The organism is Xanthomonas sp. NCPPB 1128 (genome assembly GCF_001043115.1).
GTDB lineage: Bacteria > Pseudomonadota > Gammaproteobacteria > Xanthomonadales > Xanthomonadaceae > Xanthomonas_A.
On sequence record NZ_LFME01000008.1, the window covers coordinates 43,258 to 68,534 of the forward strand.

The following is a 25,277-nucleotide window of genomic DNA, read 5'->3' on the forward strand; positions in this document are numbered from 1 at the left end:
GCGACCCCGTCGCGCGCCCCGTGCTTGCCGGTAAGTCGCTGAAACATAAAGGGGTTCTGCGCTCCCCTTGCATCGTCCAGCCGATGGCCCCATAACGGGGCCATCGGCGTTTTTATGGCCGCCCGCATCGCGTTCCCGCCTCCCAAATCGGAATCCTCATGGCCCAGTCCCAATCCGAAGTCCTCGACCTGCCGGTCCTGCCGTTGCGCGACGTCGTGGTCTTCCCGCACATGGTCATCCCGCTGTTCGTCGGTCGCGACAAGTCCATGCGCGCGCTCGAGCACGCGATGGAGGCCGACAAGCGCATCCTGCTGGTCGCGCAGAAGTCTGCCGAGACTGACGACCCGGCGGCGGCCGACCTGTACAACGTCGGCACCCTGGCGCAGGTGCTGCAACTGCTGAAGCTGCCCGACGGCACCATCAAGGTGCTGGTCGAAGGTCTGTCGCGGGTCAGCGTCGACAAGGTCGCCGAGCGCGACGGCGCGCTGCAGGGCGAAGGCCGCGAGATCGACGCCGCCGAATCGCGCGAGGAGCGCGAGGTGGAGGCGATCGCGCGCTCGCTGATGTCGCTGTTCGAGCAGTACGTCAAGACCAATCGCAAGCTGCCGCCGGAGTTGCTGCAGACCCTGTCCGGCATCGACGAGCCCGGCCGCCTGGCCGACACCATCGCTGCGCACATCGGCGTGCGCCTGGCCGACAAGCAGCGCCTGCTGGAAACGCTGGAAGTGGGCGAGCGCCTGGAGATGCTGGTCGGCCTGGTCGACGGCGAGATCGACGTGCAGCAGCTGGAGAAGCGCATCCGCGGCCGGGTCAAGTCGCAGATGGAGAAGAGCCAGCGCGAGTACTACCTCAACGAGCAGATGAAGGCGATCCAGAAGGAACTGGGCGACCTCGACGATGCACCGGGTGAGCTGGAGGAACTGGCGCGCAAGATCGCCGAGGCCGGCATGCCCAAGCCGGTGGAGACCAAGGCCAAGGCCGAACTCAACAAGCTCAAGCAGATGTCGCCGATGTCGGCCGAGGCCGCGGTGGTGCGCAACTACCTCGACTGGCTGCTGGGCGTGCCGTGGAAGAAGCGCAGTAAGGTGCGCAAGGACCTGAAGGTCGCGCAGGAAACCCTCGATGCCGATCACTACGGCCTGGAGAAGGTCAAGGACCGTATCCTCGAGTACCTCGCGGTGCAGTCGCGGGTGAAGCAGATGAAGGGGCCGATCCTGTGCCTGGTGGGGCCGCCGGGCGTGGGCAAGACCTCGCTGGGCCAGTCCATCGCCAAGGCCACCAACCGCAAGTTCGTGCGCATGTCGCTGGGCGGCGTGCGCGACGAGGCGGAGATCCGCGGGCATCGCCGTACCTACGTCGGCTCGATGCCGGGCCGCATCGTGCAGAACCTCAATAAGGTCGGCAGCAAGAACCCGCTGTTCGTGCTCGACGAGATCGACAAGATGTCGATGGATTTCCGCGGCGATCCGTCCTCGGCGCTGCTGGAAGTGCTCGACCCCGAGCAGAACAACGCCTTCAACGACCACTACCTGGAAGTGGACCTGGACCTGTCCGAAGTGATGTTCGTGGCGACCTCCAATTCGCTGAACATCCCCGGCCCGCTGCTGGACCGCATGGAAGTGATCCGCATCCCCGGCTACACCGAGGACGAGAAGCTCAATATCGCCGCGCGCTACCTGGTGCCCAAGCAGCTCAAGGCCAATGGCCTGAAGCAGGACGAACTGGAGATCGGCGCCGACGCGATCCGCGACATCGTGCGCTACTACACGCGCGAATCCGGCGTGCGCAACCTCGAGCGCGAAGTCGCCAAGATCTGCCGCAAGGTGGTCAAGGAGATCGCCCTGGCCGGTCCGCAGCCGGCAGCGCCTGCGAAGAAGGCCGCAGCGAAGAAGGGCGCCGCGCGCAAGGACAAGGCGCGCGTCAGCGTCGGCTCGAAGAACCTGGACAAGTACCTGGGCGTGCGCCGCTACGACTTCGGTCGCGCCGAGGAGCAGAACGAGATCGGCCTGGTGACCGGCCTGGCCTGGACCGAGGTCGGCGGCGATCTGCTGCAGATCGAATCCACTCTGGTCCCGGGCAAGGGCGCGGTGATCCTGACCGGCCAGCTCGGCGACGTGATGAAGGAATCGGCGTCGGCCGCGTTGTCGGTGGTGCGCTCGCGCGCCGAGCGGCTCGGCATCGAGGCGGACTTCCTGCAGAAGCACGACGTGCACCTGCACGTGCCCGATGGCGCGACGCCGAAGGACGGCCCCAGCGCCGGCATCGCGATGGTGACTTCGCTGGTGTCGATGCTGACCAAGGTGCCGGTCAGGTCGGAGGTGGCGATGACCGGCGAGATCACCCTGCGCGGCCGTGTCTCGGCGATCGGCGGACTCAAGGAGAAGCTGCTGGCCGCGCTGCGCGGCGGCATCCGCACCGTGCTGATCCCCGAGGAAAACCGCAAGGATCTGGCCGACATCCCGGAGAACGTCACCCGCGATCTGAAGATCGTGCCGGTGAAGTGGATCGACGAAGTGCTGGATCTGGCCCTGGAGCGCCCGCTCACGCCCAAGCCCGCCGCCGAGGCCGAACAGGCACCGTCGCGGCGCAAGCAGAAAGCATCCTCGAACCCGCGCGTCAAGCACTGACGCGCGCTGAACCGTCCCCGCGCAAACGGCTCAAACCCGCGCCGTTGCTGGCTTTTCGGCTTGCGCGGGTATGGGCCCGCTGGTATAAATGCAGCGCTTGCGAGCACCGCGAACGGGCGTGCTTGGTAGTGCAAATCATCCATCGGGGTCTCGCCAACGCGGGACAGGCCACGCCGACACCCGATCCTCAATTCCGCGGTCTTCTGCCGCACATGGAGTCATCAAGAAATGAATAAAGCCGAACTGAACGACGCGATCGCCGCTGCCGCCGATATCTCCAAGGCCGAAGCCGGTCGTGCCATCGACGCCTTCGTGTCGGAAGTGACCAAGGCCCTGAAGAAGGGCGACAGCGTCACGCTCGTGGGCTTCGGCACCTTCCAGGTGCGCGACCGTGCCGAGCGCACCGGCCGCAACCCGAAGACCGGCGACTCCATCAAGATCGCGGCGTCGAAGAATCCGACGTTCAAGGCTGGTAAAGCGCTGAAGGATGCCGTAAACTAATCGACTCGCTAGGGTGCTTAGCTCAGCGGTAGAGCGTCTCCTTTACACGGAGAGGGTCGGGGGTTCGAAACCCTCAGCACCCACCAGAGCACCAAGCGACAAGTTTCAAAAGCGGAGTGGTAGTTCAGTCGGTTAGAATGCTGGCCTGTCACGCCGGAGGTCGCGGGTTCGAGTCCCGTCCACTCCGCCAGTTGTACCGAAGCCCCCGAGCGATCGGGGGTTTCGTTTCTCGCAGTCGCCGCCACGCGCCAGCGTCGGCCCGGCCGCTTCGGGAAAGCGGGCCTCGCGCCCGCCTCCGTTCAAACGCGGAGTGGTAGTTCAGTCGGTTAGAATGCTGGCCTGTCACGCCGGAGGTCGCGGGTTCGAGTCCCGTCCACTCCGCCATTTGTACGCGAAACCCCCGAGCGATCGGGGGTTTCTTTTTTTCCGCAGTGCGATGGTTTGTCCCCCGATTCGCCGCCGCGGCGCATGAGCGGCGCGGGCGGCCGGGCCGCCGGTTCTGCCGCAAGGCGTGAAGCGGGTTAAACTGCGCGGCTCGCCAATAGGCCGTCGGTTCCCAATGCTGCAGAAACTTCGCGAAAAGACCTCGGGCTGGATCGCCACCGCGATCATCGGTCTGTTGATGATTCCGTTCCTGTTCGTCATCGACAACAGCTACCTCGGTGGCGTCGGTGCCAACAACGTCGCCAAGGTGCAGGCGCCGCCGTCGTGGTGGTCGTCGGCGCCGTCGTGGTGGCCGGTGTCGCTGCTGTGGCAGCACCACGAAGTGAGCACGGAGCAGTTCCGTACCCGCTTCGAGCAGGCGCGCATCCAGGCGCGCGAGCAGCAGGGCGAGGATTTCGATCCGCGCGCGTTCGAAAGCATCGACAACAAGCGCAAGCTGCTCGATCAGCTGATCGACGAGCAGGTGGCGAAGCTGTCGGCCGAGCGCGCCGGCGTGGTCATCGGCGACGCCGCGGTGCGCGACTACATCAGTTCCATGCCCGCGTTCCAGAACGACGGCAAGTTCGACCCGGAGCGCTACCGCCTGGCCCTGGCCTCGGGCACGCCGCCGCGTACGCCGACCATGTTCCAGCAGCTGGTGCGCGACGCGCTGCAGCAGTCGGTGATTCCGTCCGGCATCGCAGAATCGGCGTTCGCCACCAAGCAGGAGACCGAGCGCCTGCTGAAGATGCTGGGCGAGACCCGCGACGTGGAGATGGCCCTGTTGCCGGAGACGCCGGCCGACACCGCGCCGGTCAGCGACGCACAGGTGCAGCAGTGGTACGACGCGCACAAGTCCGACTTCAAGCAGCCGGAAACCGTGACGATCGAGTATGTCGACCTCAATGCGGCCAACCTGCCGCCGGTCAAGCCGGCCGACGAGGCGACGCTGCGCAAGCGCTACGACGACGAGAAGGCACGCTTCGTCGAGCCCGACCAGCGGCTGGCTTCGCACATCCTGATCAGCGCCGGCAAGGATGCGGCCTCGCAGAAGGCGGCCGAGGCCAAGGCGGCCAAGCTGGCGGCCGAAGCCAAGCAGCCAGGCGCCGACTTCGCCGCGCTGGCCCGCGCCAACTCCGACGACCCCGGCTCCAAGAACGCCGGCGGCGACCTGGGCTGGGTGGAGAAGGGCGTGATGGTGAAGCCGTTCGAGGACGCACTGTTCGCGATGAAGCCCGGCGAGATCGTTGGCCCGATCAAGAGCGAATTCGGCTATCACGTGATCCAACTGCGCCAGGTCAAGGGCGGCGAAGGCAAGTCGTTCGAGCAGGTGCGCGACCAGCTCGCCAGCGAGCAACTGAAGGCCGACAGCGAGAAGGCCTTCAGCGAGCTGAGCGGCAAGCTGGTGGACCTGGTCTACAAGAACCCGACCGCGCTGGCTTCGGCGGCGAAGGAAGTGGGCCTGCCGGTGCAGACGCTGGGGCCGTTCTCGCGCGCCACCGCCAGCGGCATCGCCGCACAGCCGGCGGTGCTGCGTGCCGCGTTCTCCGACACCCTGGTGCAGGACGGCACGGTCAGCGACCCGATCAACCTGGGGCCGAATCACAGCGTGCTGATCCGCGTGACCCAGCACCAGCCGGAGCAGATCCAGCCGCTGGCCAAGGTGCACGAGCAGGTGGTGGCCGCGGTGCATGCCGACCGCACCGCCAAGGCCGCCGCCGCCAAGGCCGACGCGCTGCTGGCGCGCTTGCGCAAGGGCGAGACCCTGCAGGCCCTGGCAGGTCCGGAAAAGCTGCAGATCAACCCGATGCCGGGTCTGCCGCGCAACGTGCCGATGCCGAGCGCGCAGGCCAGCCAGGCGATCTTCAGCGCGCCGCAGCCGGCCGACGGCAAGCCGTCTGTGGGCAAGGTCGAACTGCCTGCAGCGCCGGGCACGGTGGGCAAGCGCTATGCGCTGTTCGCGGTCACCAAGGTGACGCCGGGCGACCTGAGCAAGGTGCCCGCCGAACAGCAGACGATGTTCCAGCAGCAGCTGGCGCGGATCGAGGGCGAGGCCGATGCCAAGGCCTACGTCGATGCGATGCGCAAGCACTTCAAGATCAGCGTGCAGGAATCGCAGCTGTAACGGCTGCGTCGTCAGCGCAAAGCGGCACGCAACAGGCCCGGCATCGCCGGGCCTGTTGCGTTTCAGGGTCCCGACGTGCGTGTCTTATCGGTGTGCGCGATTCGTAATGGGAGAGGCGCGCAATGGTGGCGCAAGTGCACACGCGCGCCTGCCGGTGGCCGGTGGCGCGAATGGGCGGCAAGCGAGTTACGTCGCTACCTTGGCCGGCGCGATGCGCTGTGCGTGCTGGCGGCCATCGAAACAGAGCCTGTTGCCAGTGGCGCGTGCGCGCAGTTGCGCTAGGTGCTGGACGTGGCGATACGCCTGCCTTCCAGGCGCTCATGCTGATCGTAGGTGCCCATTCGGGCCGAGGAGACGATGGTCATCCCGCGGCGTGGCTGCACATCCGCGGACGTTGCAGCATGGGCCGGACCTTTGTCCCGCCGCAGCGGGAGCGCGATCAGTCCTCGTAGCTCAGCACCATGCCGGGACGCAGCACGCTGCGCGCGGACAGGCCGTTCTTCACCAGCAGCGCCTGTACGGTGATGCCGTAGCGCTTGGCGATGTTCCAGGCGGTGTCGCCGTCGCGCACGGTGTGGGTGTGGCGGGAGCGTACGCCGGCACGCTTGGCGCGGTTCGGTGCGGGAGCGTCGTCGGCGCTGGCCACGGTCGCGACGACCGGGGTGTCGTCCTGCGCCGACAACGCCGTGTCTTGGGCCAGCACGGGGCCGCCGAGGCTGCGCGGCGCCAGCACCGGCAGCGCACGCTTGGTGCTGCGCCCGCTGCCCAGGGCCGGATTCAGCCGTGCGAGCTGGTTGCCCTGCAGCGCCTGGCGCCGGGCCCATTCGTCCAGCGCCATGCCGGCCGGCAGGGTCTGCGCCTGCAGGATCGGCACGTCGCGGTCCAGCGAGGCCATCCATTCGTCGCGGGTCTGCGCCTGCTCCAGCACGCAGGCCAGCGCGTGCAGTTTCTCGACATAGGCGTAGGTGACCGAGGACAGCCCGGGCAGCTTGTCCGGCTGCGCGTTCTGCGCGTTCATGCCGGCGCGGCGCATCGACTGCAGCACGCGGTACTCGCCGGCGTTGTAGGCCATGATCGCCAGGCGCCAGTCGCCGCCGAACATGCCGTGCAAGGTCTTCAGGTAGCGCACCGCGGCGCGGGTGGAGTCCACCGCGGACAGGCGGCCGTCGTAGCCGTTCTCCAGCGGGACATCGTGGTTGCGTGCGGTGCCGGGGATGAACTGCCACAGGCCGGCAGGGCCGCTGCTGTTGCGCGCGGCCGGGCGGTAGCCGCTTTCCACGAACGGGATCAGCGCGAACTCGGTCGGCAGGTTGGCCGCGCGCAGTTCGTCGACCACGTAACCGAACAGCGGCAGCACGTCCTCGTCCTCGTCGGCCAGGCGCGAAGGCGCGCGCGAGAACTGCTGCTGCCAGCGCGCATCGGTGGCGCCGGCGTCGCAGCGCGCGTCGGCCAGGCCATCCCGGAAGCGGGCGAGGATGTCGTGTCCGTTACGGGTGGTCGGCGGCGGCAGTGCCGCCGCGTCCGTCGGCAGTCCGTTCAGGCCGGCCACGGTCTGCTCGAGGGCCGCCGCGAGCGGGGTAGAAGCCGCCGCGGGGGGCGCCGCCGACGCCATCGCCAGCGTCAGCGCCGCCGTCAACGCCAGCGCCCTCATGCGCGGAAATCGTCTTTCCAGCGCCTCAATTCGGCGAAGACTTCCACCTCGTCGGACACCCCCCGGCCGAGCCGGGCGCCGATCGCCTGCTGGATCGCCGCCGAAGCGGTGCGCAGGAACGGATTGGTCGCCAGTTCGCTGGCGAGAGTGACGGGAACGGTGGGGCGGGCAGCGTGACGCATGGCCTGGGCTTCCTGATGGCGCTGCCGCAGGGCAGCGTTGGTGGGATCGACCGTGACGGCGAATGCCGCATTGGCCAAGGTGTATTCGTGTCCGCAGCAGACCAGCGTCTGCCCCGGGAGGGCGGACAGGCGCTGCAGCGAACCCAACATCTGGGAGGGCGTACCTTCGAACATGCGCCCACAGCCCAGGCTGAACAGCGTATCGCCGCTGAACAGGTGGCCGTGGCCGACGTAGGCCAGGTGGGAGCGGGTGTGGCCAGGGACGGCCAGGATATCGAACTGCCAGTCCAGCACCTTCACGACATCGCCGTCGCCGACCCGCTCGCACGAAAATCCAGCGATCCGCGGATCGTCCGGCGCATACACCGGGATGCCCGGCCAGCGCTCGCACAACGCGGCGACGCCGCCGATATGGTCGTCGTGGTGATGGGTCAGCAGGATGGCGGCGGGCTGCAGGCCCTGCGCGGCGGCCTCCAGCACCGGTTCGGCCTGGCCCGGGTCGACCAGCAACGCACGCCCGTCGTCCGTGGCGATCGCCCAGATGTAGTTATCCTGGAATGCGGGCAGGGCGATCAGTCGCATAGAATTGGCACCATGCCTGCCGTGTCGCTCCCTCGTCAAGCCAACGTCTCATCCTGGTTTGATACGGCCGGGGCGCAGGCCCTGCTGCAGGCCGAGCAGCCTCTGATCCTCGATGCCTTGCTCAAGCGTCCTGCGCAGCCCTGGCTATGGCTGGCGCCGGTCCCGCTGCCGCCCCCGGGACGCGAGCTGCCCGGGCGGGGCGTGCGCCTGCACCGCAGCGCCTGCGGCTATGCCGGTGACCTGGTGTGCACGCTGCCGCTGCCGCTGCCGTCGGAGAGTGTCAACGCGATCGTCCTGCAGCACGTGCTCGCCGCCGATGCAGCGGCACTGCTGGAGGAATGCGAGCGCATCCTGATGCCGGGCGGGAGGCTGTGGCTGTTCGCGCTCAACGCGATGAGCCCGTACCGGCTGCGCTGGCGACGCCAGGGTCTGGTGGCGCGCCCGCCGGGCAGCTGGCGCGGCCTGCTGGAGCAGGTCGGCCTGCCGTGCGTGGAGCAACTGCGCTATCTCGGGCCGGTATGGCCGACCCGCGGCGGCGTCGGCCCGGCCACGTCCACCGCACCGCTGCGTGCGGTCTGCCTGCTGCAGGCGGAGAAACGCACCGCCGCCGGCATCGGCCCCGTTCCGTTGCGCGCGCCGGTCCGCTGGCGCGGCTCGGTCGCTTCCATTTGATTCGCGGAGTTTCATGAAAACTGTCGACATCCATACCGATGGCGCCTGCCTCGGCAACCCCGGCCCCGGCGGCTGGGCCGCGCTGCTGCGCTACAAGGGACTGGAGCGCGAGGTGGCCGGCGCCGAGGCGCACACCACCAACAACCGCATGGAGTTGATGGCCGCGATCATGGCGCTGGAAACGCTCAACGAGCCGTGCCAGATCGTGCTGCACACCGACTCGCAGTACGTGCGCCAGGGCATCACCGAATGGATGCCGGGCTGGGTGCGCCGGCAGTGGAAGACCGCCGGCGGCGATCCGGTCAAGAACCGCGACCTGTGGGAACGGCTGCACGCCGCGGCACAGCGGCATACGATCGACTGGCGCTGGGTCAAGGGCCACAACGGCGATCCGGACAACGAGCGGGTCGACCAGCTGGCGCGCAACCAGGCCTTGCACGTGCGCGCCGGCGGCGCCGCGGTCGCGACCTGATCTTGTCTTCCTTTTCCGCTGCGAGTCCCATGCGTCAGATCATCCTCGATACCGAAACCACCGGCCTGGAATGGAAGAAGGGCAACCGCGTCGTCGAAATCGGCGCGGTGGAACTGCTCGAGCGCCGCCCCAGCGGGCGCAATTTCCATCGCTACCTGCGCCCGGACTGCGATTTCGAACCCGGCGCGCAGGAAGTCACCGGCCTGACCCTGGACTTCCTCGCCGACAAGCCGGAGTTCCACGAGGTGGTCGACGAATTCCTGGAGTTCATCGACGGCGCCGAGCTGATCATCCACAACGCCTCGTTCGACCTGGGCTTCCTCGACTACGAACTGTCGCGGCTGGGCGCGTCCTACGGCCGCATTCTCGACCGCGCCACGGTGATCGACACCCTGCTGCTGGCGCGCGAGCGCTTCCCCGGCCAGCGCAATTCGCTGGACGCGCTGTGCAAGCGGCTGGGCGTGGACAACTCGCACCGGCAACTGCACGGCGCGCTGCTCGATGCGCAGATCCTCAGCGACGTGTACATCGCGCTGACCTCCGGCCAGGAGGAGATCGGCTTCGCCCTGGCCGATAACGGCGCCGCACGTGCGGCGGCGCAGGGGCCGGCGTTTGACATGTCGATGCTGCTGCCACGGCCGCGGGTGTTGCCGACGGCGTCGGAGCTGGAGGCGCACCAGGCGCGGCTGGAGAAGCTGCGCAAGAAGGCCGGCCGCGCGCTGTGGGACGACGCCGAACCGGTCGCGGCGGAAGCGGTGGCCGGCTGAAGGGCGTCTCGAAAGACGACGGGACCTATGTCGTAGGAGCGGCTTCAGCCGCGATGGGGCGTTCCCGGTAAAGCCCCATCGCGGCTGAAGCCGCTCCTACAGGGCAGCCCGGCTGGCTTGAGCGTGAAGAATGCAAGTGCCCAGCGGTGCCCTGAAGCTGTTTGCGCGCACGGGAGCGGCACCGTCCTCAGTGGCAGCGCACCAGGATCGCGGTGATGTTGTCAGAGCCGCCTTCGTCGAGCGCGGCAGCGACCAGCATGTCCACGCATTCCTGCGCGCTGCAGTCGTCGTGGCCCAGCGCGCTGGCCAGACCGGCATCGTCCACTTCCTCGGTCAGCCCGTCGCTGCACAGCAGCAGGCGCATGCCCGGGCGCAGCTCGCCGGTCATCGTGGCCACGTTCAAGTGCTGTGGATCGGTCACGCCCAGCGCCTGGGTGACCACGTTGCGGTGCGGATGCGCGCGCGCCTGCTCGGCGGTGAGCGCGCCCTGCGCGATCAGTTCCTGCACGTAGCTGTGGTCCTGGCTGAGCTGGGCCAGCTTGCCGTCGCGCCACAGGTAAGCGCGACTGTCGCCGACCCAGGCGACCTCGAAGCGGTTGCCCTGTACCCGTGCGGCTACCACCGTGGTGCCCATCGGCAGGGTGTCGTTGCGGCGTTGCGAGGCGCGGATGATCTCCTCGTCGGCGATGCGGATGGCCTGCGCCAGCGCGGTGCCGCCGCGCACTTCGCGCACGATGGCCTCGCGCGCCAGGGCGCTGGCGACCTCGCCACAGGCGTGGCCGCCCATGCCGTCGGCCACCAGCCACAGCCCCAGTTCGTGGTCGCCGTAGTAGGTGTCCTCGTTGAGGTCGCGGCGCAGGCCGACGTGGGTGAGGTGTCCGAATTCGATCATTGCGCGCCTGCGGCCGGCCGGTATTTTCTGGGGTCGACGGGCATCATCGCGGTCGCGCGCAGATCAGGCAATCGCCGCGCGCGGCGCGCAGCAGGCGGGGTTCATCGCCCTACGCCGCCGGGCACGTGCACGGCCTCTGCGCCGTGCCGCTTGTCCGCGCGCGGCGGGGACCGTATGATGCACGCCCCCGGTCCGCCGGGGACCACCCGGGAAGGTGGCAGAGTGGTTGAATGTACCTGACTCGAAATCAGGCAGGCGTTTATAGCGCCTCGGGGGTTCGAATCCCCCCCTTCCCGCCAGTTTCGCATCAGGCCCCGTCAGGGGCCTTTTGTTTTTCGGCGATCGCGACAGCGTGCCGACACCGCTTTAAGACGCGGCCGTTACACTTCCCCTTCTCCTGTTTGTGGTGTCTGCCATGTCCGAAATCCTGGTGCCCGTGTCCTTCGGCGAATTGCTCGACAAGATCGCCATCCTGCAGATCAAGTCCGAGCGTATCGAGGATCCGGGCAAGCTCGCCAACGTGCGCGCGGAATTGTCGGCGCTGGAAAAGACCTGGATGGCGCATCCGGCCGCCGGCGGCGACGTAGCGCGCCTGCGTGCGGAGCTGAAGGCGGTCAACGAGCGCCTGTGGGTGATCGAAGACGAGATCCGGATCAAGGAGAAGGCGCAGGCCTTCGACGAGGAGTTCATCAAGCTGGCGCGCAGCGTGTACTACGAAAACGACGAACGCGCACGGCTCAAGAAGGACATCAACCTGGCCCTGGGCTCCAGCTACGTGGAAGAGAAGTCCTACCAGGACTACCGCAACGCCTCGGCGTGAGCGCGTTGACCGGGAGACGTTGCCGTCTCCCGGAACGCCGCGCACACCTCAGTCGCGCGCGACCAGCAGGCCGGTGAGGCGCCGTACCAGTGGCAGGACCAGCAGCAGGGTAGGGAAGGCGACCAGCCAGGACAGCGCCCAGGCACCGAGCCAGAGCGTGCCAACGCCGGGCGCCAGCCCGACGCTGCGCAGGGTGCTGATCATCGAGACGATGCAGGTCATCAGCACCGACAGCAGCAACGGGGTCACCCAGGCGACATGGCGCGCGGACAGCTTGCGGGAAAACAGCGGGGAACGTGACATTGCGGACTCTCCGTAAGCCGGTCGATCGAAGGCGCCACCCACCAGCGGCCTGCCAGGCCCGGGCGGGAAACAGCCCCGGACGGATCCGGCGCAGTTGGCGCGTTGATTGACGTAAACGCTTACGGCGGCTCCTGCAGGCCAGGTCGGCGGCAGGACGCGCGGCGGATGGTAGAGCGGCGCCGGGCGCGCCGCAACCGGGCTCAGTGGCCGTGGTCGGCGCGGTAACGTTCGAACGCGGCGATCGCGTCGTCCACGCCGATCAGGTCCATCACGCCGTCGAACTCGATCTTGCTGCCCCACTTCACCTGCGCGGCCGGCTTGCCGAGATACTTACGCGCGGCGGCGTCGTACTTGTCCACGCAGTAGCGGATGTCCGAATACGGGCCGCTGCGGCGCGGGTTGCTGGCCGCGTGCAGACCCAGCACCTTGGTGCCCATCGCGTTGGCGATGTGCATGGGGCCAGAGTCCGGAGTCAGCACCAGTGCCGCCCGCTGCAGCAGCGCCGGCAGTTGCTTGAGCGTGTCGCGGCCGACCAGGTCGAGCACCGGCGTGCGTGCCGCCGCGACGATGGCGTCGGCGGTACTGCGCTCCAGATCGCTGCGCCCACCGCACAGCACCACCCGCCAGCCCTGCGCGGCCGCATGGTCGGCCACCGCGGCGTAGCGATCGGCATACCAGTTGCGGCGCTGGTGGCTGGAGCAGGGCGAGATCAGCAGCGCCGGGCGGCCATCCTCGGGCCATTGCGCGCGCGCCCAGGCATGGGCGTCCTCGGGTACCGGCAGGTCCCAGTGCACCTCGGTCTGGCGCAGACCCAGCGGCTCGCAGAAGCTGCCGATCGCGTCCAGCACGTGGATGCCGGGGCGGTCGGGGATGCGTTCGTTGACGAACAGCCCGTGCAGGTCCTTGGAGCGGCTGCGGTCGTAGCCGATGCGGCGGCGCGCCGGCACGAACGCCGACAGCACGTTGGCGCGCAGCGCCACCTGCATCTGCAGCAGCGCGTCGAAACCTTGTGCCGGCAGGTCACGGCGCAATGCGCGCATGCCGGCCACGCCGCTGCGCTTGTCGTAGGGGTGGAACACCACGCCCGGCAGGCCTTCCAGCAGCTTGTGCCCGGCCTTGTCGATGATCCAGTGCAGGGCCGGCGCCTGCGGCCAGGCGCGCTGTAGGGTTCGCACCAGTGGCACCACGTGGGTCACGTCCCCCAGCGCCGACAGGCGCAACAGGCACAACGAAGGGAGCGTTGCCGGCATGGTGTTGTTAGACTCGCTGGATGGTTGCATTCGACGCCACCGAAGCGCTGACGCCGTACCGCGAGGGCCGCGGCTACGGCGCCATTCTGTTCGACCGCGAACGACTGCGGCAAGCCGAACCGGCGCTGTTCTCCGCCGTCGCCTGGGGCGAGCGCGCGCGCCCGGTGGATGCCGGCGGCCGCGGCGGCGCCTGGTTCGTCGATGCCCCGTTCGGCAGTTGCGTGTTGCGCCAGTACCGCCGCGGCGGGCTGGTTGCCAAGCTGGTGCGCGATCGCTACCTGTGGACCGGCGCCGACCGCACCCGCAGCTTCGCCGAGTTCCGGCTGATGCGTGCGCTGATCGCGCGCAAGCTGCCGGTGCCGCGGCCGCTGGCGGCCTGCTACCTACGCCAGGGGCTGCGCTACCGCGCGGCGATCCTGATGGAGCGGTTGGAGGGCGTGCGCTCGCTGGCCGAGCGCGCGCATGTGGCCGGCCGCGGCGCCCCGTGGGAGGAAGCGGGGCGGCTGATTGCGCGCTTTCATCGCGCCGGCCTCGACCACGCCGACCTCAATGCGCAGAACATCCTGTTCGACGGCAACGGCCGCGGCTGGCTGATCGATTTCGACCGCGGCGTACTGCGCATTCCCGCCACCCGCTGGCGCGAGCGCAACCTCAAGCGGCTGCGCCGTTCGCTGATGAAGCTGCGCGGCGAGCGCAGCGTCGATGCGGTGGAGAAGGACTATGCCCGCCTGCGCCGCGCCTACGACCTGGCCTGGGAGCGTGGTTGCTGATGACGGACTGGGCGCTGCGCTTTCAGGGCGTGGGCAATGCCTCGGCGGTGACGCTGGGCTCGCCGATGGCCACCATCGAGCGCGATGGCCGGCCGTGGCTGACCATCGACTGCGGCGGCGAGGGGCTGACCGCCTATCAGGCGCACTACGGCGCGATGCCGCAGGCGCTGTTCGTCACCCATGTGCATCTGGATCACGTTGCCGGCTTCGAGCGGCTGTTCGTGGACAGCTATTTCTCCGAGCGCCGCGGCAAGGTGCGGCTATACGTGCCGGCCACGGTGCTGCCGCTGCTGCACCGCCGGGTGGCCGACTATCCGAACGTGCTGGCCGAGGGCGGCGCCAACTTCTGGGACGCGTTCCAGTTGATCGCGGTGGGCGATGCGTTCTGGCATGAAGGCGTGCGCCTGGAGGTGTTCCCGGCGCGCCACCACTGGCCGGAGACCGCCTACGGCCTGCGCCTGCAGGGCGCGCTGGTGTGGAGCGGGGACACCCGGCCGATCCCGGAAATGCTGAACCGGTATGCCGACGACGGCGAGCTGGTGGCCCACGACTGCGGTCTTCACGGCAACCCGTCGCATACTGGCGTGGACGACCTGGAGCGGGAGTATCCCGCCGAGCTGCTGCAACGAACCATGCTTTATCACTACGCCAGCGCCGAGGATGCCGAGGCCCTGCGTGCGCGCGGCCACCGCGTGGCGCAGCCGGGCGAGCGGGTGGCGCTGGCCGCGCCGCGCGCGCCGCAGGTGCCGGCAGGATGAACGCGCTGCCGCGCCCACCGCTTGCGTCGACGACGCCGGCGGACCGGCGCGGGCGGCCGTTGCGCGACATGCGCCTGTCGGTGATCGAGGCCTGCAACTTTCGCTGCGGTTACTGCATGCCTGCCGACAAGGTGCCGGACGACTACGGCTTCGATGCCGCATCGCGGCTGTCGTTCGCGCAACTCGAAACGGTGGCCCGCGCCTTCGTGCGCAACGGCGTCAACAAGCTGCGCCTGACCGGCGGCGAGCCGCTGCTGCGCCGCGATCTGCCCGAACTGGTACGGCGGCTGGCGCGCATCCCCGGCGTGGAAGATCTGGCCATCACCACCAACGGCGCGCTGCTGGCGCGGCACGCGCAGGCCTTGCGCGAGGCGGGCCTGCGCCGGGTCACGGTCAGCCTGGATGCGATCGCGCCGGCGGTGTTCCGGCAACTGTCCGGCGGCCGCGGCGAGATCGCCCAGGTGCTGGAAGGCATCGACGCGGCGGTCGCAGCCGGGTTCGGGCCGGTCAAGCTCAACTGCGTGGTCCAGCGCGGCATCAACGACGACCAGGTGCTGCCGTTGCTGGCGCATTTCCGCGGCAGCGGCCACGTGCTGCGCTTCATCGAGTACATGGACGTGGGGACCTGCAACGCCTGGCGCCGCGAACGGGTGGTGCCGGCCGCCGAGCTGCGCGACCGCATCGCCGCGCGCTGGCCGCTGCAGGCGCTGGCGCCGCATTATCCCGGCGAGGTCGCTGCGCGCTACGCCTTCGCCGACGGTGGTGGCGAGCTCGGCTTCGTGACCTCGGTCAGCACGCCATTCTGCGGCGACTGCCACCGTGCCCGCGTGTCTGCCGATGGCCATCTCTACACCTGCCTGTTTGCGGGCGAGGGCACCGACCTGCGGCCGGCACTGGCCGGCGGCGAGGACGCGCTGGCCGAGCGGGTGCGCGCGCTTTGGGAGCGCCGCGACGATCGCTACAGCGAATTGCGTGGCGCGGCGACGGCCACGCGCGGCAAGCACGTCGAAATGTTCCTGATCGGCGGTTGAGCGATGGACACCGCAGTGCAACGCGCGCTGGTCGCGCTGGAGCTGGAATTGCTGGAGCCGGCAGTGCGGGCCTCGGCGGCGCGCGTGGCCGAATTGCTCGACGACGCCTTCGTCGAGTTCGGCGCCTCCGGCCGTTGCTTCGACAAGCCGGCGGTGCTGCACACGCTGCCGGCCGAGTCGGGTGCCTTTCGCTATCGCGCCTTCGACATCCAGGTGCAGTCGCTGGCGCCGGAGCTGGCGCAAGTGCGCTATCGCAGCGAGCGCAGCGGCGGTGGCGAGCCGCCGCGGCAGGCGCTGCGCAGTTCGCTTTGGCAGTATCGCGACGGCCGATGGCGCATGCTGTTCCACCAGGGCACGCCGATTCCCGGCGGCGCCTGAAGATCGCGCCGTAGGAGCGGCAGCGCAGTCCATGACCAAGAAGACCTCCGCCACGTCCGCGCGCGCGACCGCGCCGGCGCTGACCCACCTGGACCCGCAGGGGCTGCCGACGATGGTCGACGTCTCCGCCAAGGCCGCCACCGCGCGCGTGGCGGTGGCGCAGGCGCAGGTGCGCTTTCCCGCCGCCGTGGCCGCGCAATTGCGCGCCGATGCGCTGCGCAGCGCCAAGGGCGGCATCGTCGACACCGCGGTGATCGCCGGCACCATGGCGGTCAAGCGCACCCACGAACTGATTCCGTTCTGCCATCCGCTGCCGATCGACGGCTGCCGCTTCGCCAGCGACTGGCGCTCGCCGCAGGTGCTGGGTATCGAGTGCACGGTGCGCACCGTACACCGCACCGGCGTGGAGATGGAGGCGCTGACCGGCGCGAGCGTCGCCGCGCTGACCGTCTACGACATGTGCAAGGCGCTGACCCATGCAATGACCATCGGCCCGGTGCGGCTGGTCGGCAAGCGCGGCGGCAAGCGCGACGTCGGGAGCGTGGCATGAGCGCCGAGGTGACCGTGCTGTACTTCGCCAGCTTGCGCGAAGCCGCCGGCCTGGAGCGCGAACAGGTGCGCACCGATGCGCCCGACCTGCGCGCGCTGTATGCGGAACTCGATGCTCGCCATGGCCTGCGCTGGCCGCTGGATCGGTTGCGGGTGGCGGTGGACGGCGCCTTCGTCGGCTGGGACGAGGCGGTGCGCGACGGCAGCGAAGTGGTGTTCATTCCGCCGGTCTCGGGAGGCTGAGCCATGTCCACCGAACCGCGTTTCCGGCTGGCCGACCAACCGCTCGACATCGCCACGCTGCGCGCCCCGCTGGCGCACGCCCAGGCCGGTGCCTACGCCAGCTTCGAAGGCTGGGTGCGCGACCACAACGACGGCCGCGCGGTCGACGGCCTGCATTACGAGGCCTATGCCGCGCTGGCCGAAGCCGAGGGGCAGCGCATCGTCGACGAGGCCCTGGCCCGCTTCGCCGTCCTCGATTTGCGTTGCGTGCACCGCGTCGGCGAACTGGCGATCGGCGATCTGGCGGTCTGGGTTGGCGTGGCCGCTGCGCACCGTGGGGCCGCGTTCGACACCTGCCGCTACGTCATCGACGAGGTCAAGGCACGGGTGCCGATCTGGAAGCGCGAACGCTATCGCGACGGCGACGCGGGCTGGCTGCATCCGGAGGTGCAGGCGTCGCAACGCGAATAGCGGCGCGCGATCAGGGGTTGATCGTGTCTTCGTAGAGGAGGGTGGTAACCCCGCCGGCTGACCGCGCCCGGCATAGCCTGCCGCTGTGCGGATTTCTGTGCCGTCGCCACGGCCGGAACGAATGACACGCTGGGATGGCTGTTGCTTTCTGCAGGCGCAGCAGTTGCTTGCGATCGAGGCTAATCGTTCGTCGTCGTAGAAGGGTGGTAACCCCGCCGGCTGACCTCGGCGCCCGCGTCGATCGATACCGTTGCTGCCTTCCGGCCCTGGCGGGGTTTTCGACCTAGCGTCGCGAGGGGCCGACGGGGCCACCATAGAGACGAAACCGCGCCAGTGGCGCGGTCTTCCTCTTTAGACTTTTCCGCCTGCGGCGAAGGAAGTCTGCGCGGGAAAAACGCATTCGAATCTGGCGGAGAGAGGGGGATTCACTCGGCATCTTCGATGCCTCGCCCTACGGGCGGCTTCGCCGTGCAGGTGGCTACGCCACCTGTCGAACCCGAGGGTTCTCACCCCCTCCCAGGCGCCGGCGAAACTCACGCGACTGGGCCATCTCAACACTTTCAATCTGGCGGAGAGAGGGGGATTCGAACCCCCGAAGCGCGGTTTAGACGCTTACACACTTTCCAGGCGTGCTCCTTCAACCACTCGGACACCTCTCCGGGTCTGGCGCGGGCCATGCGGTCCGGGCAAGGGCGGGAATTCTAGCCGTCATGGCGGCCATTCACAAGGCGAACCACCGCGGTTGCGTGAACTGCGCTGATCTGCGCTCTATTCATCGTCGCAGTCCGCCCTGCGCCGGAGGCGGCGCGCGCGTGACGGTGGCTGACCGGGCGGCTGAACGATCATGGTGGCCCGCCGTGGCACAATGGCGGTTCAGATGAAGACGGTCGCCTGATGTCCTATCTCGTTCTCGCCCGCAAGTGGCGCCCCAAGCGTTTCGCCGAGCTGGTGGGGCAGGAGCATGTGGTCCGCGCGCTCACCAACGCGCTGGACAGCGGCCGGGTGCACCACGCGTTCCTGTTCACCGGCACCCGCGGCGTCGGCAAGACCACCATCGCGCGCATCTTCGCCAAGTCGCTGAACTGCGAGCAGGGCACCAGCGCCGATCCGTGCGGCCAGTGCGCGGCCTGCCTGGACATCGATGCCGGCCGCTACATCGACCTGCTGGAGATCGACGCCGCGTCCAACACCGGCGTGGACGACGTGCGCGAGGTGATCGAGAACGCGCAGTACATGCCCTCGCGCGGCAAGTTCAAGGTCTACCTGATCGACGAAGTGCACATGCTCTCCAAGGCGGCGTTCAACGCGCTGCTGAAGACCCTGGAAGAGCCGCCGGAGCACGTGAAGTTCCTGCTCGCCACCACCGACCCGCAGAAGCTGCCGGTGACGGTGCTGTCGCGCTGTCTGCAGTTCAACCTCAAGCGCCTGGACGAAGAACAGATCCAGGGGCAGATGACCAAGATCCTGGCCGCCGAGCAGATCGAGGTGGATGCCTCGGCGATCGTGCAGTTGGCCAAGGCCGCCGACGGCAGCCTGCGCGACGGCCTGTCGCTGCTCGACCAGGCCATCGCCTATGCCGGCGGTGCGTTGCGCGACGACGTCGTGCGGACGATGCTGGGCACGGTCGACCGCACCCAGGTGGGCGCGATGCTGGACGCGCTGGCCGAGGCCGATGGGCAGCGGCTGCTGCAGGTGGTGGCTGGCCTGGCCGAGTTCTCGCCAGACTGGGGCGGGGTGCTGGAGGCGCTGGCCGAGGCGCTGCATCGCATCCAGGTGCGGCAACTGGTGCCCGGCGCCGCCATGCCCGCGCTGGACGGTCTGGACCCGGCGCCGCTGGCCGAGCGCCTGCGCCCGGAGATCGTGCAGCTGTGGTACCAGATGGCGCTGAACGGGCGCCGCGACCTGTACCTGGCGCCGAGCCCGCGCGCCGGCTTCGAGATGGCGCTGCTGCGCATGCTGGCGTTCCGTCCGATGGGCGCGGCGGCGCTGCCGGCTGGCACCGCGACCGGTGCGACCACGCAAGGACACGGCAATGCGTCGGCCGCTGCGGCCAGTGCGCCTGCTGCGGCGATGGCGGCACCAGCCACGGTGGCTGCCGCTACCCCGGCGGCGCCTGTCGTTGCCACGCCGGTGCCGGTCCCCGCTGCGCCTGTAACGGCTGCGCCCAGCGTCGCCGCGGCCCCGCTGGATCCGCCATGGGATCCGCCGGCAGCGCGCCCTGCGCCGCCCGCGCCCATCGCGACTCCGGCGCCAGCAGTCGTCCCGGCCTCAGCCACGGCCGCCGAGCCGGAAATGGCGATGGTGCCGCCGCTGGCACAGACCCCGCGCACCCACGCCGCCGTGTCCGACCTGCCGCGCGCGCTGCACAGTGCCGAGGACTGGCTCGAACTGGTCGCCGATTGCAGCCTGACCGGCCCATCGCGGCAGCTCGCCGCCAATGCCGCCTTCGTCAGCCATGCCGAGGGCGTGCTGCGGCTGTCGCTGTCGGCGGGCTTTGAATATCTGCAGTCGGAACGCTCGCTCGGCGAACTGGCCGCGGCGCTGGCCGATGCGTTGGGCCAGCGCCCGAAGATCGTCATCGAAAGCGGCATCGCGGTCGATGCCGAAACCCTGCATGAGCGCTCGCATCGGCAACGCGGCGAGCGCCAGAACGCGGCCGAGACCGCGTTCCTGAACGACCCGGCGGTGCAGGCGCTGATCCAGCAGCAAGGCGCGCGGGTCGTCCCCGATTCCATCCGTCCCTACGATGAGTGAGCCACGATGCGCGGCAATATCGCCCAACTGATGCAACAGGCGCAGAAGATGCAGGAAAACCTGCAGCGCGCCCAGGAAGAGCTGGCCCAGCTGGAAGTCACCGGCAGCGCCGGCGGCGGCATGGTCAACGTGACCCTGACCGGCGCCAAGGAGTGCCGCAAGGTGCGGATCGATCCGAGCATCCTGGCCGACCAGGAAATGGCCGAGGATCTGATCGCCGCCGCCTTCAACGACGCCTCCAACAAGATCGATGCCGAGTCCAAGGCGCGCATGGGCGCGGCCACCGCCGGCATGCCGATCCCGCCGGGCATGAAGCTGCCGTTCTGAGGCCGGGATTTGGGAGTGGGGATTCGGGATTCGTGGTTTCCCGCGAGTGCGCTGCCCCTCCTCCTTCGGTGAATTGCCTTCGTAGGAGCGGCTTCAGCCGCGACGGGCGTTACCGGTAATGCCCATCGCGGCTGAAGCCGCTCCTACAAGAACATCGCGTGACAGCGATGTTTTCCCTGCGAATCCCCAATCCCCAATCCCCAATCCCCAACCGCAATGAGCTCGCCGCTGCTCGAACAACTGATCGATGCGTTCCGCGTGCTGCCTGGCGTCGGCCAGAAGACCGCGCAGCGCATGGCCTACCACGTGCTCGAGCGCGAGCGCGAGGGCGGGCAGCGCCTGGCCGAGCGGTTGCAGGAGGCGATCGAGCGCATCGGCCATTGCGCGCAATGCCGCGATTTCAGCGAAACCGAGGTCTGCGCGATCTGCGCCAGTCCCGCGCGCGACCGCCAGCAACTGTGCGCGGTGGAATCGCCGGCCGACCGGCTGGCGATCGAGCACGCCACCGGGTACCGCGGGCTGTACTTCATCCTGCAGGGCCGGCTGTCGCCACTGGACGGCATCGGCCCGCGCGAGCTGGGCCTGGATCGGCTGGCGGCGCGGCTGGCGCAGGGCGAGGTCGCCGAGCTGATCATCGCCACCAACTCCACGGTCGAAGGCGAGGCCACCGCGCATTACCTGGCGCAACTGGCGCGTCAGCACGGCGTGCGGCCGAGCCGGCTGGCGCAGGGCCTGCCGCTGGGTGGTGAGCTGGAGTACGTGGATCGCGGCACGCTGTCGCATGCCTTTGGCAGCCGCAGCGAAGTGCCGCGCGCCGGCGCCAGCGAGTAAGCGCTGCACGCGGCTGCGGCGCGACGCCGAATTGGGCTATAACGGCGGCCCCTTCTTTCGTTCCGGGCGCGTTTCATGGACACCATCTTCGGCAAGATCATCCGTCGCGAAATCCCGGCCAGCATCGTCTACGAGGACGACGCCGTGCTCGGCTTCAAGGACATCGCGCCGCAGGCGCCGGTGCATGTGCTCTTCATCCCAAAGCAGGTGGAGATTCCGACCCTGGACGAGCTGGCGCCGGAGCAGGCGACCCTGGTCGGCCGGCTGGTGCTGGCCGCGGCCAGCTACGCGCGCGAGCAGGGTCTGGCGCAGGACGGCTATCGGGTGGTGATCAACTGCCGCGAGCACGCTGGACAGACCGTGTTCCATCTGCACCTGCATCTGCTCGCCGGCGCGCCGCTGGGGCGCTTCGGTACGCCCTGAGCCACGGCGGGCACAAACGTGCAGGCATAAAAAAACGCCGCTGGGTCAGCGGCGTTTTTCGTTACGGCGAACGCGGCAGGCTTACCACCAGCCCCAGCGCGGACCCCACGGACCCCACGGGCCGCCCCAGGGGCCGTACGGGTAGGCGGGCACCACTTCGACCTGACGCACCACCGGCCACAGGTACACCACGTCTGCATCCATCTTCGGCAGGCGGTAGTCGTACTCGCCGATGCGGGTGTTGTCGTAGCCGGAGACGTGGCCGATGAAGGTCACCTCGCGGCCGGGCTCGAACACCGCCGGGTCGTAGAAGCCGGCGCGGCAGGCGATGAAGCGGCCATCGCTGGCGTCGGCTGAACTGCTGTCCGGACGGCCGCTGGCATTGAGCGGGCGCGACAGCATCTGGAAGCAGGTCTGGCCCTGGCCGGGCGTGGTCTTGATGATCTTGCCGCCCCAGCGCACCGGCGCGCCGGCCTGCTGGCCGGCGACCGAATCGCGCGGGCTGACGGGCGCGAACTGGCCCTGCAGCGGCTTGGGAGCAGTGGCGCAGGCGCCGAGCGCCAACGCAGCGATCACGGGGAACAGCAGGCGAATCTTCATCGGGATGCTCCAGTTGGCGGACGGTGCCTGCGCAGGTCGCGCAACAATGAAGCGCTGTCCGAATCAGCGCCAGCGTAGCGCGCATCGGCGAAACGCTGGCTGAGTGGAATCAGGGTTGCATCGCCGGTTTCCTGCTGCACCCGCGCCGCCCACGCCAGCGCCGGCTCGTGCGGTTCACGGCCCTGGCCGCGCTTGGCGTAGCGCCGGCCCAGTCCCCGCCAGGCCCGCAGCAAGGGATCGCGTTCGCGCTCACCGCGGGCCAGCCACCAGGCCATCGCACCCAGCAGCAAGGCGGCGAATCCGGCGAACAGCGCCACCAGTTGGCCGGGCTCCAACTTCGCCACGCCGAACTGGCTGAGCAGGCGCTGCTGGCGGTTGGCATCGAACGACAGCACCAGGTCGTTCCAGCCGCGCCGCGCCCAGTCGGCGAGATCGCGCCAGCGCCAGTCGGCGCCATCGCCTTGCGTACCGCCGCCGCTGCCCAGGCGGTCCTCCAGGGTGTCGTAGATGCCTTCCGGCGCCACCGCCGCGGTCGGGTCCACCCGCACCCAGCCGCGTTGCGGCAGCCACACCTCGGCCCAGGCGTGCGCGTCCATGCGCCGCACCACCCAGTAGTCGCCGAACGGGTTGCGGGTGCCGCCGGCATAGCCGGTGACCACGCGCGCGGGAATGCCGGCGCCGCGCATCAGCACCACGAACGCCGAACTGAAGTGCTGGCAGAACCCGGCCTTCTGCTGGAACAGGAACTCGTCCACGCCGTCGCGGCCGGGCAAGGGCGTCTCCAGGGTGTAGGCGAAGTCGCGGCGGATCCATTGCAGGGCGCGGGCGACGATCGCCGCATCGTCGGCACCGGCCTGCTGCCGCCATTGCCGGGCCAGCGCCAGGGTGCGCGGGTTGTAGCCCGGCGGCAGCGCCAGCGCGCGCTGCCGTTGCGCCGGCGCGAGATCGGGCTCCACCCGCTGCGGCAGCGCCGACCGCAGCCGCCAGCGGGTCAGTGCGCTGAGCGGGCGCTCGGTCTGCAGTACGGCGTCGGCCGTCAGCCGGGTGCCGGCCGGCGCCTGCCGCGGCAGGTCCAGGGCGACCAATTGCCGGCGGTCGGTCGGTTCCACCTCGAGTTGGTAGTCCCAGCCGCCGGGTGCGAGCTGGATCGGCGGTGCCGGTGCCCAGGCGTTGTCGCGCTGCGCACGCCAGGTGCGGCCGTCGAAATCCCACAGCACCGGCCCGCGCCAGTAGCGCTGCGCCGGTGTTGGGACCGGGCCGAAGAACTGCACACGCAATGCCGGCGTGTCGTCGGCCAACAGGTCCAGCCACTGCCCCGGGCTCATCGTGTCCGACAGGCCGGGACGGCCCAGCGCACGTTCCGGTACGCCCCACAGCGGCGAGCCCAGCCGCGGGAACAGCCAGAACGCGGCCAGCGCCAGCGGCAGGCCCAGCGCCAGCAGGCGGCCGACGCCGCGCAGTTGCCCGCGCAGCGGGCGGCGCGCGCTGTGCCCTTCCTGGTCGGCCAGGCGCTGCATGCACAGCAGCGCCGCGATCACTGCGGCCAGCGCCAGCGCCATCGTCACCGGTCCCTGGTCGAGCAGGAAGGCGGCGAACGGCGCGAACAGGGCGAAGCCGAGCAAGCTGCGCGCATCGCGCAGGCTCTTCAGTTCCGAGGGCTTGATCGCCAGCATCGCCGCCAGCAACGCGCAGCCGGTGTCGCGGCCGAAGCGCAGGCCGACCTGCCAGTACAGCGCCGCGAGCATCACCGCGACCAGGGCCAGGCGCAGCAGCGCCGGCAGCGGCCGCCACGCCGAACTGGCGCCGATCAGCAGCGCAGATAGTGCGATCAGCCAGGCCAGTGTCGCAGGCAACTGCAGCAGCAGCGGCAGCAAGGCCAGCAGCGCCGCGCCGAGCGCCCAGGCACGGCTGGCGGCATGCAGCGCGGGCGAACGCGGCTCAGCCATGCGGCAGCAGCGCCAGCGCGCGCAGACACAGATGCCGGTGCTGTGGGCCGCGGCCCGGGCCCAGCGCCGGCTGCCCCGGCAGCAGCAAACGATAGCGGCGGCCGTCGCGTTCGGCGTCCTCGACCCAGCGCGCCAGCCGCGCGATGCGGCGTTCGTGCGGCAAGGCCGGCAGCGTGCGCCAGTCCAGCACCACGTCCACGCCGATCGGGCGTTCGTACTCGCGCACCAGCAGGGTGTCGCGGCGCGCCGAGTGCTTCCAGGCGATCGCCCGCGGTGCGTCGCCAGCACGGTAGGGACGCAGTTGGTGCAGTTCCTCGCCGAGCGCGTGCAGGCGGGTCTGGGTCGGGGTACCCGCGCCGGCCGGCAGCGGTGGACCGTCGGCCTCCGGTTGCGGGTAGACCAGGAGCGGGGTGTCCGGCCAGAACCAGGCCCAGGCGCGCAGCAGGCCCAGCGGTTGGGTGGTGGAGATCTGGATGCGCTGCAGGTCGAGCCAGCCGCGGCGCTCGGTGGGCACCTCGAGGTCGGCGGCGTTGTGGTCGTCGCCGAGCAGATCCAGATAGGTGTGCGCGGCGCCGTGGCGCACGCGCAGGCCGCGCCGTCGGCGGCCGTCGGCGGTGGCCAGCGCCAGTCGCAGGCGCAGCGGCTGGCCGGCGGCGACCGGCTCGGCCGACAGCGCCTCCAGTCGCAGCCCGGACAACTGCAGGTGGGCGACGATGGCGCTGGCCATCGCTGCCGCGCCGAGCAGCATCGCCAGCAGCAGCGCCGGGTTGTTGTTGTAGTTCAACGCGCCGAGCAGCATCGCCGCCAGCAGCAATGCCAGGAAGCCGCCGAACGGCGTGGGCAGGATATAGATGCGGCGCCGGTCCAGATGGACGGGCAACGCTTCCGGCGCGCGCGGCGCGGCCAACTGCGCCAGTCGCTGCCGCCAGTCGCGCCGCCCGCCCGGCATC

At 69.5% G+C, this 25,277-nt stretch carries 26 protein-coding genes, 5 tRNA genes and 1 other RNA gene; 22 read left to right on the plus strand and 10 right to left on the minus strand.

The window, feature by feature from the left end; all coding sequences use genetic code 11:
- The first annotated feature begins 158 nt into the window (after positions 1 to 158).
- From lon to ACP93_RS07715, 6 genes are all read left to right on the plus strand, one after another.
- On the plus strand, positions 159 to 2,627 hold the full coding sequence (lon, locus tag ACP93_RS07690; RefSeq protein WP_048490126.1) for an endopeptidase La: 2,469 nt from the start codon (positions 159 to 161) through the stop codon (positions 2,625 to 2,627).
- A 183-nt stretch (positions 2,628 to 2,810) separates the two neighbouring features.
- Positions 2,811 to 3,128 (plus strand): HU family DNA-binding protein, encoded by a 318-nt coding sequence (locus ACP93_RS07695; RefSeq protein ID WP_228135976.1) that lies wholly within the window; start codon positions 2,811 to 2,813, stop codon positions 3,126 to 3,128.
- Between the two features lie 11 nt (positions 3,129 to 3,139).
- Positions 3,140 to 3,214: transfer RNA gene (locus ACP93_RS07700), tRNA-Val, on the plus strand.
- A 27-nt stretch (positions 3,215 to 3,241) separates the two neighbouring features.
- Positions 3,242 to 3,318: transfer RNA gene (locus tag ACP93_RS07705), tRNA-Asp, on the plus strand.
- 117 nt (positions 3,319 to 3,435) lie between these two features.
- Positions 3,436 to 3,512, plus strand: a tRNA-Asp gene (locus ACP93_RS07710).
- A 175-nt stretch (positions 3,513 to 3,687) separates the two neighbouring features.
- The gene (locus tag ACP93_RS07715) at positions 3,688 to 5,676 is read left to right on the plus strand and encodes a peptidylprolyl isomerase (RefSeq protein WP_048490127.1); all 1,989 of its coding nucleotides are present in this window, start codon (positions 3,688 to 3,690) and stop codon (positions 5,674 to 5,676) included.
- A 439-nt stretch (positions 5,677 to 6,115) separates the two neighbouring features.
- Here the strand turns inward: ACP93_RS07715 and ACP93_RS07720 are convergent, their stop codons facing one another.
- Together ACP93_RS07720 and gloB are read right to left on the minus strand one after the other, a co-directional pair.
- Complete coding sequence (locus ACP93_RS07720; protein WP_048490128.1) at positions 6,116 to 7,327, minus strand: lytic transglycosylase domain-containing protein; 1,212 nt, start codon at positions 7,325 to 7,327, stop codon at positions 6,116 to 6,118.
- On the minus strand, positions 7,324 to 8,091 hold the full coding sequence (gene gloB, locus ACP93_RS07725; protein WP_048490129.1) for a hydroxyacylglutathione hydrolase: 768 nt from the start codon (positions 8,089 to 8,091) through the stop codon (positions 7,324 to 7,326). The genes ACP93_RS07720 and gloB overlap by 4 nt, the downstream gene beginning before the upstream one ends.
- A 12-nt stretch (positions 8,092 to 8,103) precedes the next feature.
- Between gloB and ACP93_RS07730 the strand changes: the two genes are divergently transcribed.
- The 3 genes from ACP93_RS07730 to dnaQ are packed head-to-tail and all read left to right on the plus strand — an operon-like array spanning position 8,104 to position 10,002.
- Entirely contained in the window at positions 8,104 to 8,763 is a 660-nt protein-coding gene (locus tag ACP93_RS07730) for a class I SAM-dependent methyltransferase (protein ID WP_048490130.1), read from the plus strand.
- Positions 8,764 to 8,776: 13 nt separating this feature from the next.
- Positions 8,777 to 9,235 carry a ribonuclease HI gene (rnhA, locus tag ACP93_RS07735; protein WP_017907823.1) on the plus strand — a complete coding sequence of 153 codons (459 nt, stop codon included), beginning with the start codon at positions 8,777 to 8,779 and terminating at the stop codon, positions 9,233 to 9,235.
- A gap of 29 nt (positions 9,236 to 9,264) precedes the next feature.
- Positions 9,265 to 10,002: a DNA polymerase III subunit epsilon gene (dnaQ, locus tag ACP93_RS07740; RefSeq protein WP_048490131.1), complete on the plus strand. Its 738-nt coding sequence runs from the start codon at positions 9,265 to 9,267 to the stop codon at positions 10,000 to 10,002.
- 187 nt (positions 10,003 to 10,189) lie between these two features.
- Here dnaQ and ACP93_RS07745 read toward each other — a convergent pair whose 3' ends face one another.
- The gene (locus tag ACP93_RS07745) at positions 10,190 to 10,894 is read right to left on the minus strand and encodes a PP2C family protein-serine/threonine phosphatase (RefSeq protein WP_048490132.1); all 705 of its coding nucleotides are present in this window, start codon (positions 10,892 to 10,894) and stop codon (positions 10,190 to 10,192) included.
- Between the two features lie 208 nt (positions 10,895 to 11,102).
- Between ACP93_RS07745 and ACP93_RS07750 the strand changes: the two genes are divergently transcribed.
- Together ACP93_RS07750 and ACP93_RS07755 are read left to right on the plus strand one after the other, a co-directional pair.
- A tRNA-Ser gene (locus ACP93_RS07750) sits at positions 11,103 to 11,193 on the plus strand.
- Positions 11,194 to 11,309: 116 nt separating this feature from the next.
- Positions 11,310 to 11,714, plus strand: a complete 405-nt coding sequence (locus tag ACP93_RS07755; RefSeq protein WP_048490133.1) for a DUF6165 family protein — start codon at positions 11,310 to 11,312, stop codon at positions 11,712 to 11,714.
- 48 nt (positions 11,715 to 11,762) lie between these two features.
- Here ACP93_RS07755 and ACP93_RS07760 read toward each other — a convergent pair whose 3' ends face one another.
- Positions 11,763 to 12,017 carry a DUF2798 domain-containing protein gene (locus ACP93_RS07760; RefSeq protein ID WP_048490134.1) on the minus strand — a complete coding sequence of 85 codons (255 nt, stop codon included), beginning with the start codon at positions 12,015 to 12,017 and terminating at the stop codon, positions 11,763 to 11,765.
- Positions 12,018 to 12,217: 200 nt separating this feature from the next.
- On the minus strand, positions 12,218 to 13,267 hold the full coding sequence (locus ACP93_RS07765) for a glycosyltransferase family 9 protein (protein ID WP_048490135.1): 1,050 nt from the start codon (positions 13,265 to 13,267) through the stop codon (positions 12,218 to 12,220).
- 20 nt (positions 13,268 to 13,287) lie between these two features.
- On the opposite strand from ACP93_RS07765, the gene ACP93_RS07770 reads away from it, so the two are divergent.
- From ACP93_RS07770 to ACP93_RS07800, 7 genes are read left to right on the plus strand one after another with little or no spacing between them, the layout of a single operon-like run.
- Entirely contained in the window at positions 13,288 to 14,037 is a 750-nt protein-coding gene (locus ACP93_RS07770; protein ID WP_048490136.1) for a 3-deoxy-D-manno-octulosonic acid kinase, read from the plus strand.
- Entirely contained in the window at positions 14,037 to 14,795 is a 759-nt protein-coding gene (locus tag ACP93_RS07775; RefSeq protein ID WP_048490137.1) for an MBL fold metallo-hydrolase, read from the plus strand. The genes ACP93_RS07770 and ACP93_RS07775 overlap by 1 nt, the downstream gene beginning before the upstream one ends.
- Positions 14,792 to 15,826 (plus strand): GTP 3',8-cyclase MoaA, encoded by a 1,035-nt coding sequence (gene moaA / locus ACP93_RS07780; RefSeq protein WP_048490138.1) that lies wholly within the window; start codon positions 14,792 to 14,794, stop codon positions 15,824 to 15,826. The genes ACP93_RS07775 and moaA overlap by 4 nt, the downstream gene beginning before the upstream one ends.
- Before the next feature lie 3 nt (positions 15,827 to 15,829).
- On the plus strand, positions 15,830 to 16,204 hold the full coding sequence (locus ACP93_RS07785) for a nuclear transport factor 2 family protein (RefSeq protein ID WP_048490139.1): 375 nt from the start codon (positions 15,830 to 15,832) through the stop codon (positions 16,202 to 16,204).
- A 31-nt stretch (positions 16,205 to 16,235) separates the two neighbouring features.
- On the plus strand, positions 16,236 to 16,754 hold the full coding sequence (moaC, locus tag ACP93_RS07790) for a cyclic pyranopterin monophosphate synthase MoaC (RefSeq protein ID WP_048490140.1): 519 nt from the start codon (positions 16,236 to 16,238) through the stop codon (positions 16,752 to 16,754).
- On the plus strand, positions 16,751 to 16,996 hold the full coding sequence (locus tag ACP93_RS07795; protein ID WP_048490141.1) for a MoaD/ThiS family protein: 246 nt from the start codon (positions 16,751 to 16,753) through the stop codon (positions 16,994 to 16,996). Before moaC ends, ACP93_RS07795 begins: the two co-directional genes overlap by 4 nt.
- Before the next feature lie 3 nt (positions 16,997 to 16,999).
- Positions 17,000 to 17,446, plus strand: a complete 447-nt coding sequence (locus ACP93_RS07800) for a molybdenum cofactor biosynthesis protein MoaE (protein ID WP_048490142.1) — start codon at positions 17,000 to 17,002, stop codon at positions 17,444 to 17,446.
- Positions 17,447 to 17,655: 209 nt separating this feature from the next.
- Here ACP93_RS07800 and ffs read toward each other — a convergent pair.
- Positions 17,656 to 17,752, minus strand: an RNA gene (ffs, locus tag ACP93_RS21060) — signal recognition particle sRNA small type.
- A 260-nt stretch (positions 17,753 to 18,012) separates the two neighbouring features.
- Positions 18,013 to 18,105 (minus strand) — tRNA-Ser (locus ACP93_RS07805).
- A gap of 235 nt (positions 18,106 to 18,340) precedes the next feature.
- Here ACP93_RS07805 and dnaX point away from each other — a divergent pair.
- The 4 genes from dnaX to ACP93_RS07825 all read left to right on the plus strand — a co-directional run bounded on the left by dnaX (position 18,341) and on the right by ACP93_RS07825 (position 21,781).
- Complete coding sequence (gene dnaX, locus ACP93_RS07810; protein ID WP_048490143.1) at positions 18,341 to 20,200, plus strand: DNA polymerase III subunit gamma/tau; 1,860 nt, start codon at positions 18,341 to 18,343, stop codon at positions 20,198 to 20,200.
- 6 nt (positions 20,201 to 20,206) lie between these two features.
- Positions 20,207 to 20,527 (plus strand): YbaB/EbfC family nucleoid-associated protein, encoded by a 321-nt coding sequence (locus tag ACP93_RS07815; protein WP_048490144.1) that lies wholly within the window; start codon positions 20,207 to 20,209, stop codon positions 20,525 to 20,527.
- 216 nt (positions 20,528 to 20,743) lie between these two features.
- Positions 20,744 to 21,358 (plus strand): recombination mediator RecR, encoded by a 615-nt coding sequence (gene recR / locus ACP93_RS07820; RefSeq protein WP_048490145.1) that lies wholly within the window; start codon positions 20,744 to 20,746, stop codon positions 21,356 to 21,358.
- A 75-nt stretch (positions 21,359 to 21,433) separates the two neighbouring features.
- Positions 21,434 to 21,781 (plus strand): histidine triad nucleotide-binding protein, encoded by a 348-nt coding sequence (locus ACP93_RS07825; RefSeq protein ID WP_048490146.1) that lies wholly within the window; start codon positions 21,434 to 21,436, stop codon positions 21,779 to 21,781.
- An 81-nt stretch (positions 21,782 to 21,862) separates the two neighbouring features.
- Here the strand turns inward: ACP93_RS07825 and ACP93_RS07830 are convergent, their stop codons facing one another.
- The 3 genes from ACP93_RS07830 to ACP93_RS07840 are packed head-to-tail and all read right to left on the minus strand — an operon-like array spanning position 21,863 to position 25,276.
- Positions 21,863 to 22,381 (minus strand): Slp family lipoprotein, encoded by a 519-nt coding sequence (locus tag ACP93_RS07830; RefSeq protein ID WP_048490147.1) that lies wholly within the window; start codon positions 22,379 to 22,381, stop codon positions 21,863 to 21,865.
- Positions 22,378 to 24,327: a transglutaminase TgpA family protein gene (locus tag ACP93_RS07835; protein WP_048490148.1), complete on the minus strand. Its 1,950-nt coding sequence runs from the start codon at positions 24,325 to 24,327 to the stop codon at positions 22,378 to 22,380. The genes ACP93_RS07830 and ACP93_RS07835 overlap by 4 nt, the downstream gene beginning before the upstream one ends.
- On the minus strand, positions 24,320 to 25,276 hold the full coding sequence (locus ACP93_RS07840) for a DUF58 domain-containing protein (RefSeq protein WP_048490149.1): 957 nt from the start codon (positions 25,274 to 25,276) through the stop codon (positions 24,320 to 24,322). Before ACP93_RS07840 ends, ACP93_RS07835 begins: the two co-directional genes overlap by 8 nt.
- Position 25,277 lies beyond the last annotated feature (1 nt).